Origin of the sequence: Larkinella humicola (genome assembly GCF_008727875.1) — a bacterium.
Lineage (GTDB): Bacteria > Bacteroidota > Bacteroidia > Cytophagales > Spirosomataceae > Larkinella > Larkinella humicola.
This window is the reverse complement of record NZ_VTWS01000002.1, coordinates 996,643-1,016,965: the sequence shown is the minus strand read 5'-3', so window position 1 is coordinate 1,016,965 and position 20,323 is coordinate 996,643. Positions and strand designations below refer to the sequence as shown.

The following is a 20,323-nucleotide window of genomic DNA, read 5'->3' as shown; positions in this document are numbered from 1 at the left end:
AGACGTACTTCGTATTTGAATTTGCGGCACCTCCGAGAAACGTTCTAAAAAGAAAATCATGTTAAAAATTTCCTTAAGTCTGGTTTATAGTGTCCTGATCCTGATTGGGTTGTTTGGAAAACTAGGCGATTCTGAAACCAAAACAGGCCAAAAGTCTACGAATCGGGCGGTTGCTTCTATCGACCCGGATGAACTGGTGATGACGAATTTTGCCGGTCCCGACCTGACACCCAGCCCGTCCTGCCTTGCCGTGGCCCCGACCGGCGAAGTCTACGTCGGGGTGGACATGATTGGGTCGCTGGGCAAAACGCCGGGCAAGGGCTACATCATCAAACTGGTCGATAGCAACAACGATGGCAAAGTCGACCGGCACACCAAATTTGCGATGGCCGACAACCCGCGTGGCATTATTGCCCAGGGGGATCAACTGTTCGTCCTGCACACGACGTTTTCGGCGGAAACCGGGATCGCCAGCGGCATGGATCTGGTGGTTTTCGAAGATAAAAACCACGACGGTGTGGCCGACGGCCCGTCAAAACCGCTGATTCAAAACATCAGCTCGCCCAAATTTCTGCAAAGCCGGGGCACCGACCACTCGACCAACGGCATCCGGATGGGAATCGACGGCTGGATTTACATTGCCGTCGGCGACTTTGGCTTCCACGGTGCCGTGGACCGGAGCGGAAAGAAGTTGACCCAACTCGGCGGGGGCATTGTGCGGGTGCGACCCGATGGAACCGAAATGGAAGTGTATTCGCACGGGATGCGAAACATCTACGACGTGGCCATCGACCCGTATATGAATATTTTCACGCGCGATAACACCAACGACGGTGGCGGCTGGAACATCCGGTTTAGCCACCAGATTCAATCCGGTGAATATGGCTATCCGGTTCTTTTTAAAGGCTTTACGGATGAAATCATTCCCGCGCTGGTTGATGTGGGCGGGGGTTCCGGGACGGGCTCGCTGTTCATGGACGATCCGACCTGGCCGGAAAAATACAACCACGTGCCGATGATGGCCGACTGGGGAAGAAGCCAGCTTTACATTCACCGCGTGACGCCGGACGGCCCGAGTTTTACGCAAAAAGAAGAAGAGTTTATCAAATTACCGCAAATTACCGATGTGGACGTAGACGCGTCGGGCCGGATGTATCTGTCGGCCTGGGACGGTGCGGGCTATTCCGGCAATCCGTCCAAAGGCTATGTGGTGCGGGTTGTGCCCAAAACCTGGTCGTACAAAGCCTTTGCGGATGTCAAGAAAGCGTCGGTGAAAGAGCTGGTGGCCCTGCTGAAATCCGGGAGTGCCGTGGCGCGTCTGGCCGCCCAGCAGGAGTTGCTGACCCGCCCGAAAGACGCGGCTGACGCTTCCTGGAAACTGGCCGCCGACAAAAGTCTGCCGCTCTACGTCCGGGTTGCCGGTATTTTTACGTATGCGCAGGCGGCCGGAGCCAATGGGATTGCCAATCTGGTGAAACTGACCTCGGAAAACGACGTTCGGGAGTTCGCGTTGAAAGCCCTGGCCGACCGGAAACCGAACCTCCAAACCGTGCCCATCGAACCGTTTCTTCAGGGATTGAAAGATCCATCGGAGCGGGTGCGGCTGGCGGCCATTGTCGGTTTGGGGCGTTTGGGACGAATCGAAGCCGCTCCGGCCTTGTTGCAGGTGAAAGTGCCGGCTTCCTTCGTCGCCCCGGCGAAAGGCACGGAAGGCCCGCACGCGACGCCTAATGCCGCCATCGTCCCTCCGCACCTGGCGGTTCGGGCGTTGGTGAGCCTGAACGCCGTCGATGCGTGTGTGAACGCCATCGGCACCGAAAATTCCACGATTGCCCTCTGGGCGCTGCGGTATATGCACGATCCGAAAGCAGCCACCGGTTTGATTACTGCTTACAAAAATGCGAAGGATGAAACCCTGAAAAAGCAGATTCTGACGACTTTATCCCGGCTTTACAAAAAAGAAGCCGATTACGACGGTTCGTGGTGGTGGAGTACCCGGCCCGATACGCACGGGCCTTATTACAAGGGCGTTACCTGGGAGTCGTCACCGGCCATCAAAGACTTGCTGATGCAGGAATGGACGAAAGCGGATGCGTCGGGCAAGCAATTTTTTGCCGATTTGAACGGACGGCACCGGATGGAAATCACTGAGTTTGGCGGGGAAGAAGTCGTGGCAGCTAACGAAGAAACCAAAGTGGATCTGGAAAAAATCAGAAACCAGAAAGGGCAGGTTGGCAAAGCGTCGATTGAAGACGTGATGCTGGCGATGGCGAAAATCAAGGGAGATGCGGCCCTCGGAAAAACGCTGTTTACCCAACAGGGCTGCATTGCCTGCCACAGCCTCAGCAAAAGCGAGACGATGAAAGGGCCGTTCATGGGCCAGATTGGCTCGATCATGAACCGTGAACAGATTGCCGAATCCATTCTGAAACCGAATGCATCTATCTCGCAGGGTTTCGCCACGGTGTTGATCACGGCCAAAGGCAATAAGAGCTACATGGGTTTTGTTTCCGAAGAATCGGCCAGCAAAGTGGTGATGCGTAACATTACGGGCGAAGTGTTCACCATCAAAACCAGCGACATTCTGACGCGGAAAGAACAGGAGACCTCAATGATGCCGTCGGGCCTGGCCAACGCCCTGTCGTACGAAGAATTTGCGTCGCTGATCACATTTCTGTCGCAGCAGAAGAAGTAAAATTTCGGTTTACGGTTTCAGTATTCGGTTTACGGTGGGCTGGCGCGTTGTCCTAAATGCGTCAGCCCACCGTAAACCGAATACTGAAAACCGTATACTAATTCACTTTCAACCAGCCGGTTATACTCATCCGGGGTTTATTGGTCCGGAGGACTTCGTGCTCCAGTTCGTTGCTTTTGAAAAAGACGATTTTTCCGTTTACCGGGGTGATGTGTTGTACGGTATCGCCCCGGTGAATGCATAATTCGCCACCGTCATCGGCCTGCCAGTCGGCGTTTAAATACAGGATCATCGAATACTTCCGGCTGTCGTTGTTGCGAAACTGATCGAGGTGTTTCTGGTAAAAACTGCCCGTTTCATACAGCGTATAGTGAAATTCGTAGCCGGTGATGCCCGTGTAACAGGTCTGGTTTAAATGACGGACAAACCGGTCCATCAGGTCAAAAAAATCATTTTCGTAGCGGTCATTGTGCTGGCGATCCAGCCAGTAAATCAGGTCGCTGCGAACCCGTTTATTCTGCACAACCTGGCCGTCGCTGCCGGTACCTGCCGACCGAAGCCGGTTTTCGGCGTACAGCGTGGTCAGATTTTCTTTCAGATGAGCCGCCAGCGCATCACTTAAAAAATGGTCGGCGATGCCGACGTTATGGTCAATAAAACTTGTGATGAGGGAATCAAAGATCGTTTGCAATCCGGATGGGAGCACTGCGCCCGTATTCCGGTGAAGGTACGTCTAATTCCCGGCAATTACGGTTTAAACCGGCTCGGGAGTTCGTAAGGCTTTCCGAACGGCTGGCGCCACTTTGGTTCCGAACAATTCGATCGCGCGAAGCACTTTGCTGTGCGGAAGCTGATGGCTACCAATGAGTTGGGCCAGATACCGGGTGTTCTGGAACAATTCGTGAAAGTGCAGAATCTTGTCGATGGCTTGCTGCGGACTGCCCACCAGCAGCGGCCCGGACTGGCGCATGTACTCAAAATGCTCGCGGCCAATGGGCGACCAGCCCCGTTCGCGGCCGATGCGGTTCATCATCTGTTCGTAGGACGGAAAGAGTTCGTCCGACGCCTGTTGTGAATTGTCGGCCAGGTAGAAATGCGAGTTGATCGCCAGCGGCAATTTTGCAACGTCATGACCGTCTTTCTTCGCCGATTGCCGGAACAGGTTCACAAACGGCACAAACCGGTCGGGGGAGCCGCCCAGCATCGCCAGCGTCATGGGCAGGTTCATCGTGCCCGCCCGAACGGCGGATGCGGGCGTGCCACCAACGGCCAGCCAGATTGGGAGAGACTCCTGATACGGACGCGGATAAACGCCCAGGTTGCGGATGGCGGCCCGGTGTTTGCCCTGCCAGTTGACGATTTCGCTTTTATTAATCGCCACCAGCAGGTCCAGTTTTTCGGTAAACAGCTCGTCGTAATCCTTCAGGTCGTAGCCAAACAGCGGGAAAGATTCGATGAACGAACCGCGCCCGGCCATGATCTCGGCCCGGCCGTTGGAAATGAGATCCAGCGACGCGAAATTCTGGAACACCCGAACCGGATCGGCTGAACTCAAAACCGTCACGGAACTCGACAGCCGGATCGTTTTCGTGAGGGAGGCTGCGGCTGCCAGAATGACCTCCGGGGCCGACACCATAAAATCCGGCCGGTGGTGTTCGCCGAGGGCAAAGACGTCCAGCCCCACTTCGTCGGCCAGTTTAATTTCTTCCAGCAATTGCTGCATCCGCTGGTGGGCGTTGACGGCTTTTCCAGCCACGCCATCGGGCAGAACTTCGCCAAAACTGCTAATACCTAATTCCATGATTATTCAGTTAAAAAGTATTGGTCGAAAAAGGAAGACGACTCTCAACCGGTTGGCCGGATTCAGAAAGCCGATCCATATTGTTAGTAGTACTTTTAAAAACCGCCAATAGTTCATTTAAGGCATTCACGGCGTTACAGTTTTCCATTTATCCCATTTTTGTGGAATTCCGCCGTGACCTGCTTATTTTGCATATATTTATAGAGCGATTAGTCAATCAAGGAAATGAGCAAACTGGATAAACCCGAAAAAATACTGGCAACCGCGTTGAAACTCTTCGTCGCTTACGGTTTTCACGGCACGCCCACGAGCCGAATTGCCAGCGAAGCCGGGGTTTCGAACGGAACCCTTTTTCATTATTTCAAAACGAAAGACGAGCTGGTGGTGGCTTTGTATACGGCTATCAAGGAAGAACTGAATCAGTATTTGGCGGAAAAAGCCAACGAAACCGGCGACGTGAAAGAAAAATTCAGGAACCTGTTTCGGTATTCCCTGGCATGGGCGCTGGAAAACCGGGACGCTTTTTACTTCATCCAGCAGTTTCATTTCTCACCGCATCTGGGCCTGGTTCCGGACGAGGAGATTCGGAAGCAATCTGAAAAGCACCGAAACCTGTTTCAGGAGGCCCATGACGCGAAGGTGTTGAAACCGTTGCCGCCAGACTTGCTCATGATGCTTTCGATAAACCAGATCAATGGACTCTTTCAGTACCTGACTGCCCAAACCGTGCCCGCTGAAAACCAGCCGCAACGGATCAACGACGTTTTTGAACTCACCTGGACAATGATTGCAAACCCCGAAAAACCATGAAAACGAACGGAATCAGAGCCATTATCACCGGAACGACCGGTATGGTAGGTGAAGGTGTTTTGCACGAATGCCTGCTGCATCCGGAGGTGGAAGCGGTGTTGATGATCAACCGAAAACCGTCCGGAATGTCCCATCCCAAATTGACAGAAATCATTCATGCGGATTTTTATGACCTCTCGGCGATTGAAAACCGCCTGGCTGGGTATAACGCGTGTTTTTTCTGTCTGGGCGTTTCGTCAGTCGGCATGAGCGAGCCGGATTATTACAAAGTAACCCACACGCTCACGCTGAACGTGGCGACGGTTTTAAGCAAGCTGAACCCGGACCTGACGTTTTGTTACATTTCGGGAGCGGGTACGGACAGCACGGAGAAAGGCCGTTCGATGTGGGCGCGGGTCAAAGGGAAAACCGAGAATGATTTGCTGAAACTGCCTTTTAAACAGGTGTTTAACTTCCGGCCGGGTTTTATCAAACCGACCAAAGGACTGAAAAACACACTGAAAATGTACCGGTATATCCGCTGGCTGTTTCCCATCGGCCGGGCGTTGTATCCCGGCGGTTTTTGCACCTTACGGGAGTTGGGACTGGCCATGATCCATACGGTCAACAAAGGCTACGAAAAGCAGATTCTGGAGGGGAACGATATTATTGAACTGGCAAAACGGTAGAGACTGGCAAGCGGATCTGAACAGTAATCCGTTCGTTTTCAGGAAGTAAACTGACGGACCAGTTCCAGTTGAAAAACCGTTGGCTGGCCTTCGCCGGAGGTGACGGACACCCGGCCCTGATGGAGCCGGACGATGCGTTCCACCAGCGACAGCCCGACGCCGTTGCCCCTGACTTCGGCGGTTTGTCGGCTCCGGTAGAAAGGTTCGAAAATATACGGCAAATCATCGGCAGGAATGGGTGTGCCGTTGTTCTGCACGCTGATGATAACGGCGGTTTCGGTAAACCGGACGTGGATCACGGCTTTGCCATCGCTGGAAAACTTGCAGGCATTTTCGGTCAGATTTTTCAGGGCAGTTCGCAGCAGCGCGGTATTGCCCGGTACGGCCAACTGGTTGAAATCGTCCGGTAATTCGTCAAAACGAACCGTCACATCGTAGCGGTCGTGGAGGCTGCTGACTTCCTCCCGAATGTCCCAGACCACTTCGTCCAGGCGCACCGAATCCGTCAGCAAGCCGACCGCCGACGCCTGGTTGACCTGCGAAAGCTGCAACAATTCCCGCGTCAGTGTCGACAGCTCGCCCACATCATCCAGCACCGACCGGATGGTTTCTTCATACACCGCCGATTCCCGGCGGTTGAGCAACGCCACTTCCAGTTGGGAGCTGATCTGGGTCAGCGGATTTTTCAGTTCGTGCGAGACATTGGCCACAAACATCCGTTGCAGCCGGAACGATTCGTCAATCCGATCGAGCAGGCGGTTGATGGTGGTCGACAGGCGGCTGATTTCGTCATTGTCCGTGCTGACCGGCAAGCGTTCCTGCAAGGTATTCGGAAAAATGTGGTTCAGTTGCTGTTCCATGCGCTTCATGGGCCGGAGCGCGTCGCCCGCGTAGAGCCAGCCCGAAAAAGCAACAATACCGACAATGCCGCCAAATAATCCGATCAAAACGACCAGCATCTGACGCAGAAACTGGTCGCCATAGCGGTTTTCGGCGCTGGCCAGCACCACATACTGACCCGAGGTGGTTGCGTAGCGTACGCCGGTTACGTAAGCCGCTCCCTGCCGGAATTTCTTGTTTTTTTGCGTCCGGATCGCATCCAGCACTTTGGTGGAGACGGCGAGAGGAATCTGTTCATTGGTGATAAAAACCGGACTGTTCTGCCCGTCGTACACCGCTATTTTCTGCGCCGGAAGCTGGTCTTTGCGCAGTCGGGTAAACTGAATCAGGAGTTGAGGCCCCATTTGCTGCCGAATGAGCAATTCGCCAATGGTGTCGGCTTTTCGGTCGAGCCGCCGGTAGAAATCGGACGAGATAAAATACCAGCAAAACGCGTAGAGGCAGGCAAAAGCGAGGGCCAGAATGGCCGAAACCAGGCCCGTAAAACGGAGTGTCAGGCGGGTTCGGATGGTCATAAAACATTACCGCAGTAAGGCCGGAATGTCGACCAACCACGCAATCAGCAGCGTCAACACAAACAGGCTCACCATCAGGATCATCAGCCAATCGGGCTGGTGCGGTTCGCGGTCGTTCGACCCGGAAGAAGGTGAACGGTCTCGGTGTCCCATCAAAGGGCTCGAATCCGTTCCGTAAGTGTGGCTGTATCGCAAGTTAGAAGTCATATCACGTGCTGGGAAAACACTTCTTAACGACAAAACTGGAGCGAAGATCTTAAGCAGGACTAAATAACTGCTTAGAATTTCCTTAGAAGTTGTTTGAATGAAGGCTGGAGGCCTGTCCTGTCAATAGTCAATAGCATCCATCCGCTCGTGGTAGCTCCGGAGGAGCGGTCAAAAAACATCTTCAGGCCGCTCCTCCGGAGCTACCACGAGCGGATGGATGCTATTGACAGACCGCCCTTCTAGGGCTCTCCCCGGTTAACTCAAACAGCTTGTTAGAAAACGGTTCGCCCCCCGCGAACCTATTCTTCCTTTAACACATAACCCATACCGAACTGGGTGTGAATGAGTTTTTTAGGAAAATCTTTGTCGATTTTCTTGCGTAAATAATTGATGTATACTTCCACGACGTTCGTTCCCGCATCAAAATTCAGGTCCCAGACCCGCTCGGCAATATCGATTTTCGACATCACCCGCCCCTGGTTGCGCAGCAGGTATTCCAGTAAGGCAAACTCCCGGGCGGTGAGGTCGATCACCTGGCCATCGCGACGAACGGTTTTGGCATCCAGGTTCATTTCGATCCCCGCAAACCGGAGCATCTGGGCCGTCATGGCGACCTGCGTACTCCGTTTGGTCAGGGACCGTACTCGCGCGAGCAGCTCGGCAAACTGAAACGGTTTGGTCAGATACTGATCCGTTCCTGCATCGAACCCCATCACTTTGTCACTGCTTTCGCCCAGGGCCGTCAGCAGCAGAATGGGGGTCGTGACACCCTGTGCCCGCAACTGGCGAATCAGTTCGAAACCGTTCAGGCCCGGAATGATGACGTCGGTGATGATGACGGCATACGAATTTTTCAAAGCCAGTCGCTTGGCAATCAGGCCGTCGTAGGCAATGTCTACTTCAAATTGTGTTTCTTCCAGACCCTGCCGAATGGCATTCAGGGTTTTGGGCTCATCCTCAACCACTAAAATTTTCATATCCAAAAGGCCAGGTTCTGACTACCTAACCATCGCTGAATCGGATTGTTATCGTACCCCTTTTATTTCATTGACCGCGTTAGCGGGGAAACCGGCATCCGTCCCCGGCTTACTAAGCAGATTCTAAGCAGTTCTTAACCTCGCTCTAAGAACGATCCGGTTATTTTACGGCAGAGGTCAAAAAAATAGCGATACAAACGCGATCCTGTTCGACCTGAACACCGGTTTTTATCGTTCAAAGCGTTTTTAGGTTTGTCTATAATTCCCGGATAGCCACTGGAAAGGAGTTCAGTGGCTATTTTTTTGCCCGCTTTACTGGAGTAGACACATTACGAGCAGCCAATACTTAAAAAAAGAAATCTGACTTTTGAGCGACGTCAGCGCCTTGTAGAGCAAATTGGCGACGGACTGGCGATTGATTTCCATCAGTTCCGCGATCTGCTCATTTTCCAGTCCTTTGTAAAACTTCAGAAAAACCACTTCCTGTTGCCGTTTCGGGAGGGATTCAATGGCCTGACGAACTTTGCGCTGGTTTTCCGAATCGGCTTCGTTTTTTTCGATGACGGTTTCAATCGTCTCCCAGTCAGAGAGTTGGCTGATTTCCTGAAAGGATGGAGTCGAAACCGCGTTTTTATTCCGCCGGAATTCCTGCAAAAGCTGATTGCGGAGCGATTTGAACAGATAGATCGCTACATACTGAATCGTGAGCGACTGGCGTTTTTCCCAGATCGTAATAAAGATTTCCTGAATCGAATCCTTAATAAACTCTCGATCCTCCGTAAAATTGGCCGCATAACTGAACAGGGCCCGGTACTGCGACTCGGCCAATTGGCAAAAAGCCGCCTTGTCTCCGGCCTTCGAACGCTGCCAGAGTTCCAGTAAATAGTCGTTTTCCTCGATTATGCGCTGTCGGTGGTCCAACATACCTTGTGCAATTCAAAGGTAAAATAACAGCATTAATCGTTAATACATAAATAAAAAATGGACGATTTGCGATTTATACAAGTAAAAACCGTTTAAATGCCAGGTTTTCAGAATAAAATTGCGCAGAATGGTTTACGGTTTTCAGTTTACGGTATTCGGTGGCTAACGCGCGCTTATGAATGCGTCAGCCACCGAATACCGTAAACCGTATACTGAAAACCGTTAATTCATTCTTGAAACTGAATGGTGACAAATTTCAGAATCGCATCGTTGGGTTTGGTGCGCTTGATGGCAAAAAAGTAGACGTCGTGTTTTCCCGATACGGGTTTACTGATCGAACCGGTAACTTCTTTGTTGGTGTTCCAGGCCCCGGTTGGTTGGTAGGCCGTCGTGCTGATCACCGGACCCGCCTGCGAGTCGATCCGCACCTGAATTTCGCCCGGCTGATCCAGCGAGGCATACTCGTAGGTGAACTGTTTGATGTGGGTTAAGTCAATGTTTTTCAGGAGAAGATAGGCCTTGTGTCCGCCCTGCGACAGGTTGACGCCAAACCGGGGAAAACCCACCTGGGCATCGGTATACACTGCCCGAACCTTCGCATTCCGCAGCGTAACGGCGTCGGTTCCAGTCAGTGGGCCAACGACCTGCCCGCCTTTATCGGTATACGAAGCCAGCAGCGTATATTGTCCCCGTAGCTCCTCTTTCTGATGGTCGTTCAGCGTCAGTGAGCCTTGCATCGGTACGGTTTTCTGAGCCCTCGGCTTGTCGGTCAGCGAGAAAATATAACGCACCATTTCCTGCGCATCGGTTACCGAAATCTGCGGGTGAGCGCTCATGACGTGTACGGTTCCCCAGTTGCCGCCACCGCCGTTGATAATCTTGGTCGCGAGTTGTTCCAGCGCGCCGGTTTGGGTTTTATACTTCTGTGCCACCGCCAGAAGCGACGGCCCCACCGATACTTTATCGATCGTGTGACAGGCTTTGCAATCACTGGCATCCATCAGCATTTTGCCCGGCGGGTTGCTCACCAGCACGGACGTCGGCGATTTCGGCGCATTCGGATCGGCCGTGCTGGGCTGCGGGTTATAGGCGTAAAGCACCTTAACGCGTTTCGGATCGATTTTTCCATCTTCCCGGTCCTGCACTTTCACCGTATACGCAAACGGTTTGCCTTCCCAGAAAAAGGACTGGTTGTCGGTGCTGGCAATGGTTACCGCTGGTTTGGAATTACCAACTTGAACGATAACCGTATCGCTGCCCACCAGTCCCGCCCGGTCGGTGACTTTCAGAATGGCTTTGTAAACACCCGGTTTGGTGTAGGTGTTGGTCGCATTCGGCGTGGTAGCACCCACTTTTTTGCCATCGAATAGCCATTCGTATTTCACGTCATCATCATCGTCGAGGTCGCGCGAACCCCGGCTCACGAAGGACACCCGCAACGGAGCCGCCCCGGCGGCTTCGCGCAGAATCGGGAAATTCCGGCGTTCGGACGTCAGAAAAACCGTGCGGTCGAGGTGGTTTTCCACCGCCGTGTCCTGCACGCTCGCTTGGGCCAGCGGAGGGCGGTTTCCGGTATTGTATTCGATCTTTACCAGACGCGCATCTTCGTTATCAGCCCCGTAAACCGAACCGTATTCCAGCATGTACATCACACCATCCGGCCCGAAATCCAGGTCGATCGGGCGTCGGAAATCGCCGTTGGACGCCATAAAGGGCTCACTGCGAACGTAGTTTTCGTTTTCATCGAACGTTAGCGCCAGCACCCAGTTGCGCATCCAGTCGAAAACAAACAGCTTGCCGTCGTAATACGCGGGGAATTTATTGGCAGACTTTGACTTCGTGTCGAAGGTGTAGAATTTACCCGCCATCGCGCTGCGACCGCCGAGGCCCAGTTCCGGGAATTCGGTCGAAGCGGCATACGGATACCAGATCATGGCGGGCGTCGCGGGCGGCAGTTGGTTCAGCCCGGTATTGTTGGGCGAGTTATTGACGGGAGCCGCCGGATCGAATTTTGGCCCGGCGGTTTTGGTGGCAAAGTCCCACTTGACATACGGATAATTGTTGCCGACAAAATACGGCCAGCCGTAATAACCGGCTTTTTTCGCCTGATTGAATTCGTCGTAGCCGCGTGGTCCCTGCGAACCTTCCTTGCCCGCATCGGGGCCAATTTCGCCCCAGTACAGCACCGACGTTTTCGGATTGACGGCAATGCGGTATGGATTCCGGCAGCCCATCGTATAGATTTCCGGGCGGGTTTTGGCCGTTCCTTTCGGGAACAAATTGCCATCCGGAATCGTGTAGGTCCCGTCGGGCTGGGGATGAATCCGCAACACCTTTCCCTTCAGATCGTTCGTGTTGGCCGCCGACCGCTGGGCGTCCAGGCTGTAGAATTCCTTGCCGGGCCGTTCGTCCATCGGCGAATAACCGTCGGACGGAAACGGGCTGGAACTGTCGCCGGTCGATAGATAGAGGTTGCCGTCCTTGTCCCAGGCCAGAGAGCCGCCGTGGTGCGAACCGCTGTTTTTCTCCACCGGCACCGTCAGCAGAATCTTCTCCGACTTCAGATCGAGCGTATTGTTGGCGTTGACTGTAAACCGGGAAAGCTGAAAATTGATCGGTTCTTCGGTTTGCCCGGCGGGGGTATAATAGACGTAAATGTGTCCATTTTTGGCAAAATTTGGGTCAACCGTCACTCCGATGAGTCCGGTTCCGCCCACGTAGGTGATCGGAAATTTATGAACCAATGCGTTTTTCCGCGTTTTCGGGTCGTAAACCGACAAGTTTCCCTGAATTTCGGAGAAAAACACGCGGCCGTCGGGGGCAACCGCCAGTTCCATCGGCGAAGCCAGGTCATTGACCAGAATGGTTTTGACGAAGCGGTTTTGCTCCGGCGTTACGTTGGCGTAGGCTTTTTTGTAATCAAGCGGTTTAGCATCACCGATGGCGTATTGGATGCCGCCTAGTAAATGGTTGAGAAACAACGGTTCGCTGTAACTTTCGTCGGTGTGGCCGTTGCCGGTGTAGAAAGCCCGTCCGCCATCAAATTCATGGTACCAGCTAATCGGATGATTGGCCCCGTTGGTGCCGCCTTCGTACGAGTTTTCATCCAGGTTCGCCAGCACCTTGATGCCCGAATAAAAGGAGCGGTAATTGTACCATTCGTCGGTGCGGTCCCAATGATCCGGTAAGGTTGTTGTGGAGACGTGTTTCTTGTCGGTAACATCGACGGTCGCTTTGCGGACGTTGGAATTGTGCGGATGACTGGCAAAATGCGCGCCCATCAGCTTGCCGTACCAGGGCCAGTCGTATTCCGTATCGGCGGCCGCGTGGATGCCGACGTAGCCACCACCGGCCTGAATGTAGCGTTCAAAAGCCGCCTGCTGTTCGCCGTTCAGGACGTTGCCCGTGGTGTTGTTGAAGATCACCGTGGCGTATTTTTTCAGGTTTTCGTCCGTAAACACGGCGGCATTTTTTGTGGTATCCACCAGAAAATTATGCTCCTTTCCCAGTTTCTGAATGGCCGCAATCCCAAACGGAATGGAAGTGTGCTTCCAGCCTTTGGTTTTGGAAAATACCAGCACATGAACCGGGTCGGCGACCCGGACAGTCAGGCTCGAATGCAGCAGAAAAACAAGGCCGATGAGGACACAGGAACTGATTCTCATGAATACTGACATAACGCAGGGCTTAGGAGGTTGGTTTTTCGCGCAAACCCCTGTGGCTGGTTTCCCGGGTTTGCAAACTATAAAGCAGGTTGTTCGACAAATCTGCTTTATAGTTCTAAAAAATAGTGTTATTATTCCTGCTGCGCATCAAAAATTGCCATGCTACAACTCAACAGCGTTCACCACATCGCCATCATTTGCTCGGATTACGAGCGGTCGAAGCATTTTTATACGGAAATATTGGGGTTGAAAATCATCCGGGAAGTGTTTCGCGCCGAACGCGATTCGTACAAACTGGATCTGGAACTGAACGGCCAGTACATCATCGAACTGTTCTCATTTCCGAATCCGCCCGCGCGGCCCTCCCGGCCCGAAGCCCTCGGATTGCGGCATCTGGCCTTTGCGGTGTCGGACGTAGCAACCGCCAAAACCGCACTGGAAACCGCTGGTATTGACGCAGAACCCATCCGGATCGATGCGCATACCGGGCGACGGTTTACGTTTTTCAGCGATCCGGATGGCTTACCGTTGGAGTTTTATGAAGAAGATTGACCCTCTCAGTACCCTGTCAGCGGTCGCAGACCCTGACAGGGTACTGAGGCTTTCTGATGACTTACACCCCTGTCAGGGTCTATAACCGCTGACAGGGTGATAGCAATGTTCGTAGCTTTCGATCAGCCGGTAGCGTTTGTGATCGGTTTTGAGCCAGTTTCGGGCGGGCGTTTGCTGGATCAATTCCTGTATACACGGGTATTTGGCAAAAGCCACTTCCAGATTATGGCGGTTTAGCGACAGCACCGGTTCGTCGGGCGTGACGCTGAAAAAATAATGTTCCGTGGCCCCTTCCCCAAAGTCCGACTGGCGGTAGAGCGTCAGCGTCTTTTCCTGCACCACCTCGTAGGTGTTTCCGAGATACAGCCGGTACAAGGTTCCGTCCGTCTGCTGATACCCCCAAAGCTGTTCCGTCGCTACGGTTTTTTTCTGACCCGAATCCGTCGTTACCTGCACGTTGTACGGGTGCCAGTGGACCTTCACTGACCGCAGATCCGGTGCCTGAATCTGGTAGCCGCCCCGGTCGGTTCGATACACCAGTTGGTAATGCGTCCGGTGGGTCGCACAACCCTGAGCGAATAGCAAAACCACCCCCAGCAAAATCCAGTGCCGCATCATTGTTGAGAAGCGTTTAAAGCCTGACCATCGCGAATTTCTTCCGACGCCACCCGGACCACCGGTTCGCCGGCTTTGAGACCGCCGAACACTTCGACCAGGCTGTCGAGCGTGTTGCCTTTTTCGACCGAGACCCACTCGGCTTTGTGGTTATTGACGCGAATTACGAACGTTTTTTCGCTGGAACTGACCACGGCGGTTTTCGGCACAAACAACGTAGGAGCTGTTCGTTCCATCGGCATCTTCACTTCAGCATACATCCCGGATTTCAGTTGATTGGCCTTGTTGTCAACGTCAAATTCCGCCAGCATCGACCGGTTGGCTTCCACCAGACTCTGGGCGCTTCGGGCCAGTTTGGCGTTAAATTGCTGTTCAGGAATGGCGTTGACGGTAAACGTAACCGCACTTTTGGCGGCCAACTGATTCGCAAACGTTTCGGGAATCGCCACCGTTAACCGCAACGTCCGACTGTCTTCCAGCACAAACAACGGTTTGGCATTGCTGTCACCCGCACCCACCAGCGCTCCGGCACTTACATTCCGTTCAGTGATCACGCCGTCGAACGGCGCGGTGATGGTCAGGTATTGCCGCAGTTCTTTCTTGGTCTGGTAATTGGAGCGGCCCACCTGAATATTTCCGGTGGCAACGGCCACCGTCGCGCTGTCGGCCAGCATCTTCGCCTGCGCCTGATCGAGTTCGTGCAGCGAAACCGCTCCTTCGACCTTGCTGGTTTGCAGCAAGCGGTTGTAGGTCAGCCGACTGGCGCGGAACCGGGCGGTTTGTTCCTGCAACGCGGCTTCCTGCGCCTGGAGTTGCGCCTGTGCGGTGCTCAGTTCCGACAACACCTCCGGCGCATCGAGCACGGCCAGCACCTGACCTTTCCGAACCGGCGAACCGCGATCAACCCGCACATCGCGGATGAATCCTTTCACTTTGGCGTACAGGCTGACGCGGTTCCAGGGTTTCAGTTCGCCCGGCAGGGTGACCGCCTGGCTGGGACGCATCGTTTGCACTTCAGCTACGGCAATCTTTTGTAAGTCAGGTGCTTTAACGGTTTTCTTTTCTTCACTGGCGGCCGACGTACAGGCCGCCATTCCGGCAGCAGCGACGACGGGCCAAACAAGTTTTAACAACGGTTTCATACGACGGTATGCAGGGGTTGATTGTAAAATTTGCTTTCCGGATCTTCCGGATCGAGGGATACAGACTGGACGGAAGCGTTGGTCTGAAACTGGGTGAAAACACAGGGCAGGATCAGCAGAGCCGCCAGCGTGGAGGCAATCAAACCGCCGATGACGGCCTGACCGAGCGGAGCAATCTGGTCACCGCCTTCGCCCATGCCGGACGCCATCGGCACCATCCCGGCAATCATGGCAATGCTGGTCATCAGAATCGGGCGAATCCGGCTGTTGGCCGCCAGCACGACGGCTTTGCGGGTGTCGCCCATTTCCAGCCGTAAATTTTCCGCGTTGGTGACCATCAGAATGGCGTTCGCCACCGACACGCCCACGGACATGATCAGGCCCATGTACGATTGCAGGTTGAGCGTGGCTCCGCAGGCCAGCAGCATCAGCAGTGCCCCGGCCACCACGGCCGGAATAGCCGCCAGAATGACCAGCGATAGCTTGAAGGACTGATAGTTAGCGGCCAGGAGTAAGAAGATGATCACAATCGCGACGAGAAGTCCGGTTTGCAAACTGCTCAGCGTATCCGTCAGCAGGCTGGTCTGACCACCCAGTTCAACGAGCACACCCCGGGGCGGGTCGCCCGCGTTTTTGATTGCCAGTTCAACGGCTTTTTGGGCCGAACCGAGATCTTTGTTTTGCAAATTGGCCGTGATCGTCACCAGCCGGTTGGGGCCGGCGCGGTCGTATTCGCCGGGGGCGGTTCCTTCCGAAAACGTCGCGACGTCTGATAATAATGGGTGCATTTCGCCACTCTTCAACGGAATATTCCCGATGTCGCTGGCGCTGCTCATTTTATATTCCGGAATCTGTACCTGCACCTGGTAGGCCAGCCCTTTCGATTCATCGAGCCAGAGGTTTTTGTCGGTAAAACGGCTGGACGAGGTGGCCGCGACCATCGACCGGGCGACCTGCGTGGACGTCACCCCCAGTTGACCGGCCCGTTCGCGGTTCAGGGTTACGTTCAAAACTGGGTAGGCGAGGGGTTGCGCAATTTGCACATCACGCAAAAAGTCGATCTTCGCCATTTCCGCCCGAATCTTGTTGGCAAACCGCCCGGCTTCGCTCAGGTCTTTGGCGGCCACGGTCACCTCAATGGGTGTCGATGCGCCCTGACTCATGATTTTCTCGGTCAGCTCGATCGGTTCAAAGGAAATGTTGGCCGTCGGCAACGCTTTGGCAATCCGCTCCCGAAGTTCTTCCTTCAGGTTATCCATCTTCACGGGATGATCTTCTTTCAGCGACACCTGTAAAACCGCTTCGTGCGGGCCGCTGTTGAACACGAAAATGTTGGACGTCCCATAACTCGACGGAACCGTACCGACGTAGGCCGACGAAATTTCGACATTGTCGGCTCCGACCGATTCTTTAATAATATCCAGCACTTTCAGCGTAGCGGTTTCGGTGCGTTCCACCCGCGTTCCGTCGGGAATCCGCAGGCGCATCTGAAACTGGTGGCTGTTGCCGTGCGGCAGAATATCCGTTCCGATCACCATGAAACACACGACGATAATGGCCAGACTACCCGCCAGATAACCGCCCACCACCAAGCCCCGGCGGTTCAGGATTTTTTCGAGCCAGTTCGAATACCGTTGTTTGAATTTGTCGAAACCGGTCGCATTTTTGACCGGATGCGCACCTTCTTCCAGCATAACATGACGCTCCTGGGCGTCGAGGGCCAGCGTGGCCGGTTCGTGCGCCGGATGGCTTTTCAGGAGCCAGTTGGCCAGAACCGGCACGAACGTTTGCGACAATAAAAACGACGCAATCATGGCAAAACCGACCGACAGTGATAGCGGTAGGAACATCGAGCGCGGAACCCCGCTCATCACAAAAGCCGGGGCAAAAACCGCCAGAATGGCCAGCAGAATCAGGAATTCCGGGAAAACGATTTCTTTACAGGCATCCCAGATTGCCACAGCTTTGGGCCGACCCATTTCCAGGTGCTGGTGAATGTTTTCAATCGTCACCGTCGCCTGATCGACCAGAATCCCGATGGCCAGCGCCAGCCCCGACAGCGTCATGATGTTGATGGTTTGCCCGCACAGATTGAGCATGATGACCGCCGACAGAATCGAGATCGGGATGGTGACCACCACGATGATCACACTGCGCCAGTCGCGCAGGAAGAGTAATACCATCAAACCGGTCAAAACCGCCCCCAGAATCCCTTCCGTCACCAGACTTTTCAGGGCGTTGGTGACGTAAACCGATTGATCAAATTCGTAGGAAATCTTGACGTCTTCCGGTACAGCGGCCCGCAATTCGGGCAGTGCCTTGCGGATGTTGTTGACGACGTCGAGCGTCGAGGCATCCGATTTTTTCACCACCGGAATATAGACCGCCCGACGACCGTTGACCAGCGCGTAACTCACCGTGACGTCGGCTCCATCTTCCACCGTGGCAATATCCCGCACAAAAACCGTCGGTCCCGACCCCACCCGAATCGGAATGTTGAGAAAATCTTCGGGCTTCTTCACCAGCGAGTTAACCGGCGTCATCAGCGTTTTTTCGCCAATGCGAATGTTCCCGGCGGGAGACGGCTGGTTGTTGGTCACAATGGATTTGATCACTTCCTCCGGCGTCAGTTGATAACTGCGCACGAGGGCCGGATTCACCTTCACGATCACCGTCCGCTGGTTTCCCCCGAAGGGCGGAGGGCTGGAAACGCCCGGAATCCGCGAGAACATCGGTCGCACCCGCGACGACGCATAATCCTGAATTTCGTTGAGCGAGCGGCTCGGGCTTTCAAAAACCAGTTGCCCCACTGGCACCGAACTGGCGTCAAACCGCACGACCTGGGGCGGCACGGTTCCCTCCGGCATGTAGGCTTTGGCGCGCGACACGTTGTTGGCGACCTCGGCAGCCGCCTGGGCCATGTCCGTGCCCGGGTAGAACGACAATTTGATCAGCGACAGACCCTGAATGGTCTTCACGTCGATGTCGCGAATCCCGGACACGTAGAGAAAGTGATCCTGGTAGCGGGTGGCAATAAAACCGTCCATCTGGTCGGGGGCCATCCCGCCATAGGGCTGTACCACGTAAATGGTCGGCAAATCCAGATTCGGGAAAATATCGACGGGAATGGTAAACAACGACATCACCGAAAAAAACAGGAGGCCGAGCACCAATACCACCACCGAAATGGGTTTCCGCAACGCGGAACGAATGAGTTGATACATAAAATTTCTGGGTTTTCGGTTTTCGGTTTACCGTTTTCGGTGGCTGACGCATGCCAGCTAACGCTCTGCATAAATCCGTCAGGAAGCATGCGTCAGCCACCGAAAACGGTAAACCGAAAACCGTATACTTTACTTCAATTGATTCATAAACAGCGAAATGTCTCCCTCCGCAGCGGCTTTCAGGAGCAGGTAGCGCCAGACGTTGCTGGTGGCGACGTAGCCATCGGTTTCGGCCCGGTTCAGGGTCACGAAGCTTTGCAGGAGCGTGGGCAAATCGGCCAGTCCGTTCTGGTAGCGGGCCTTGGCCTGGTTGTAGGCTTGCTGCGCGGCCCGGAGCTGAACGGGTGCCTGACGCGCCTGTTCCAGTCCGAGCGACAACTGGGTTTCGGCTTCCCGGTTTTGCCGGGTGATGCGCAGTTGCTGGTCGTTGTAGAGTTGCCGGAAGCGTTCGACCTGGAATTGTTCGCTGCGGGCATCGTGTTTGAGCCGCAGGCTATTGGTCAGATTCCAGCGGGCCACCACGCCGACCAGGTAGTTGGAAGCCTGATAGCCCAGTCCCCGGTTGAAATCCATTGCGAAGGATTCATCCGCATTGGCAAAGCCCGAACCCCGCGCCCAACCAGCCCCAACGAGCGAGATCGACGGCAGCATGGAACGCTGGAGCGCCACGGTTCGCGCGGACGAAAAGTTGATTTGTGATTGAAAAAGCCTTAAAACCGGGTTTTTCGGAGAAATGGAATCCGATTGAAACGTGGTTTGTGGCAGCGTGGTATAAAACCGCATGCTGTCGATGCGAAGACCGGCCTGCACCTGACCGATGAGTTCCGACAACCGCAGCCGCTGCACCTGCTCGCGTTGCTGACTTTCGAGCAGAACTAACCGCGCCCGAACCGCTTCGGCGGTGGCCAATGAACTATCGACACCGGCCCGCATGCCCGAACGAACGCCCGCATCGACCACATTTTTGAAGGTTTCTGCCCGCTCGACGTTGCTGCGCTGGACATCGACCAGTTTCTGGTTGACCAGGAGCGTGAGGTACGCGTCGATAATCCGGATCTGGTGCTGAAAAAGCTCGTTGTCATAATCGGTTTGCGAACGGTTGAGGTCGGCTTCGGCGGCTTTCACACTGGCTTTTACGCGACCGAAGTTGACGATCCGCCAGTCGATGACGGCGCTGACAAAGCTGCCGGTGGTGCCCCGGTAGATGTTGTCGGGCCGAATGCCACCGGAAGTTGAAATGGACGTTCCTTCGTTGGGGAAGAACGAACCGTTAAGGGCGTTGCTGGTCGCATAGGTATACTGATCCTGAACGATGACGCTGGGCAGAAAGTCCGTTCGGCTGGCCTGAACCCGCTTTTCGGCGCTCTGGATTTCGGCCTGTTTGGATTTCAGAAAGGGATACGCCTGCGTTCCCCGCTCCAGGGCCTGCGACAGCGTCAGGGTTTGCGCCTGAACCATACTCGGGCCAAACAGGAGCGTTCCGGTTGTGGCCGTCAGTAACCAGATGTGCAATCGGCGGAACCTAAAATGTACGTGTTTCATTGGCAACTCTTTTTCCGGTGTTGGTGACAAAACCGTGGTAAGTGCCTGCAAAACAACGGGGCAATTCTGGAAACATTTGGGAAGTT

Annotated in this window: 15 protein-coding genes; 4 read left to right on the top strand and 11 right to left on the bottom strand. The window is 54.3% G+C overall.

The genetic code is table 11. The annotated features are described in order from the left end of the window. The first annotated feature begins 58 nt into the window (after positions 1-58). On the top strand, positions 59-2,695 hold the full coding sequence (locus F0P93_RS12090; protein WP_150876638.1) for a DUF7133 domain-containing protein: 2,637 nt from the start codon (positions 59-61) through the stop codon (positions 2,693-2,695). A gap of 97 nt (positions 2,696-2,792) precedes the next feature. Here F0P93_RS12090 and F0P93_RS12085 read toward each other — a convergent pair whose 3' ends face one another. After that, entirely contained in the window at positions 2,793-3,386 is a 594-nt protein-coding gene (locus tag F0P93_RS12085; RefSeq protein ID WP_150876637.1) for a 2OG-Fe(II) oxygenase, read from the bottom strand. Between the two features lie 63 nt (positions 3,387-3,449). Then, the gene (locus F0P93_RS12080; RefSeq protein WP_150876636.1) at positions 3,450-4,496 is read right to left on the bottom strand and encodes an Atu2307/SP_0267 family LLM class monooxygenase; all 1,047 of its coding nucleotides are present in this window, start codon (positions 4,494-4,496) and stop codon (positions 3,450-3,452) included. Positions 4,497-4,721: 225 nt separating this feature from the next. Here F0P93_RS12080 and F0P93_RS12075 point away from each other — a divergent pair, with 225 nt between their 5' ends. Further along, on the top strand, positions 4,722-5,306 hold the full coding sequence (locus tag F0P93_RS12075) for a TetR/AcrR family transcriptional regulator (protein ID WP_150876635.1): 585 nt from the start codon (positions 4,722-4,724) through the stop codon (positions 5,304-5,306). Next, on the top strand, positions 5,303-5,974 hold the full coding sequence (locus F0P93_RS12070; protein ID WP_150876634.1) for an NAD-dependent epimerase/dehydratase family protein: 672 nt from the start codon (positions 5,303-5,305) through the stop codon (positions 5,972-5,974). Before F0P93_RS12075 ends, F0P93_RS12070 begins: the two co-directional genes overlap by 4 nt. A 38-nt stretch (positions 5,975-6,012) precedes the next feature. Here the strand turns inward: F0P93_RS12070 and F0P93_RS12065 are convergent, their stop codons facing one another. The 5 genes from F0P93_RS12065 to F0P93_RS12050 all read right to left on the bottom strand — a co-directional run bounded on the left by F0P93_RS12065 (position 6,013) and on the right by F0P93_RS12050 (position 13,162). Beyond that, the gene (locus tag F0P93_RS12065) at positions 6,013-7,389 is read right to left on the bottom strand and encodes a sensor histidine kinase (protein WP_150876633.1); all 1,377 of its coding nucleotides are present in this window, start codon (positions 7,387-7,389) and stop codon (positions 6,013-6,015) included. A gap of 6 nt (positions 7,390-7,395) precedes the next feature. Next, on the bottom strand, positions 7,396-7,542 hold the full coding sequence (locus tag F0P93_RS31485; protein WP_191908790.1) for a hypothetical protein: 147 nt from the start codon (positions 7,540-7,542) through the stop codon (positions 7,396-7,398). Positions 7,543-7,895: 353 nt separating this feature from the next. Then, positions 7,896-8,573, bottom strand: coding sequence for a response regulator (locus F0P93_RS12060; RefSeq protein WP_150876632.1), 678 nt, complete (start codon positions 8,571-8,573; stop codon positions 7,896-7,898). A 312-nt stretch (positions 8,574-8,885) separates the two neighbouring features. Further along, positions 8,886-9,497 carry an RNA polymerase sigma factor gene (locus F0P93_RS12055; RefSeq protein WP_225309462.1) on the bottom strand — a complete coding sequence of 204 codons (612 nt, stop codon included), beginning with the start codon at positions 9,495-9,497 and terminating at the stop codon, positions 8,886-8,888. A 227-nt stretch (positions 9,498-9,724) separates the two neighbouring features. Beyond that, entirely contained in the window at positions 9,725-13,162 is a 3,438-nt protein-coding gene (locus F0P93_RS12050) for a ThuA domain-containing protein (protein ID WP_225309461.1), read from the bottom strand. A 159-nt stretch (positions 13,163-13,321) separates the two neighbouring features. On the opposite strand from F0P93_RS12050, the gene gloA2 reads away from it, so the two are divergent. Then, positions 13,322-13,714 (top strand): SMU1112c/YaeR family gloxylase I-like metalloprotein, encoded by a 393-nt coding sequence (gene gloA2 / locus F0P93_RS12045; RefSeq protein ID WP_150876630.1) that lies wholly within the window; start codon positions 13,322-13,324, stop codon positions 13,712-13,714. A gap of 72 nt (positions 13,715-13,786) precedes the next feature. On the opposite strand, the gene F0P93_RS12040 is transcribed toward gloA2, so the two are convergent. The 4 genes from F0P93_RS12040 to F0P93_RS12025 all read right to left on the bottom strand — a co-directional run bounded on the left by F0P93_RS12040 (position 13,787) and on the right by F0P93_RS12025 (position 20,237). Further along, entirely contained in the window at positions 13,787-14,332 is a 546-nt protein-coding gene (locus tag F0P93_RS12040; protein ID WP_150876629.1) for a hypothetical protein, read from the bottom strand. Next, entirely contained in the window at positions 14,329-15,471 is a 1,143-nt protein-coding gene (locus tag F0P93_RS12035; RefSeq protein WP_150876628.1) for an efflux RND transporter periplasmic adaptor subunit, read from the bottom strand. Before F0P93_RS12035 ends, F0P93_RS12040 begins: the two co-directional genes overlap by 4 nt. Further along, the gene (locus F0P93_RS12030; protein ID WP_150876627.1) at positions 15,468-18,695 is read right to left on the bottom strand and encodes an efflux RND transporter permease subunit; all 3,228 of its coding nucleotides are present in this window, start codon (positions 18,693-18,695) and stop codon (positions 15,468-15,470) included. Before F0P93_RS12030 ends, F0P93_RS12035 begins: the two co-directional genes overlap by 4 nt. Before the next feature lie 129 nt (positions 18,696-18,824). After that, positions 18,825-20,237, bottom strand: a complete 1,413-nt coding sequence (locus F0P93_RS12025) for a TolC family protein (RefSeq protein WP_150876626.1) — start codon at positions 20,235-20,237, stop codon at positions 18,825-18,827. Between the last annotated feature and the right edge of the window lie 86 nt (positions 20,238-20,323).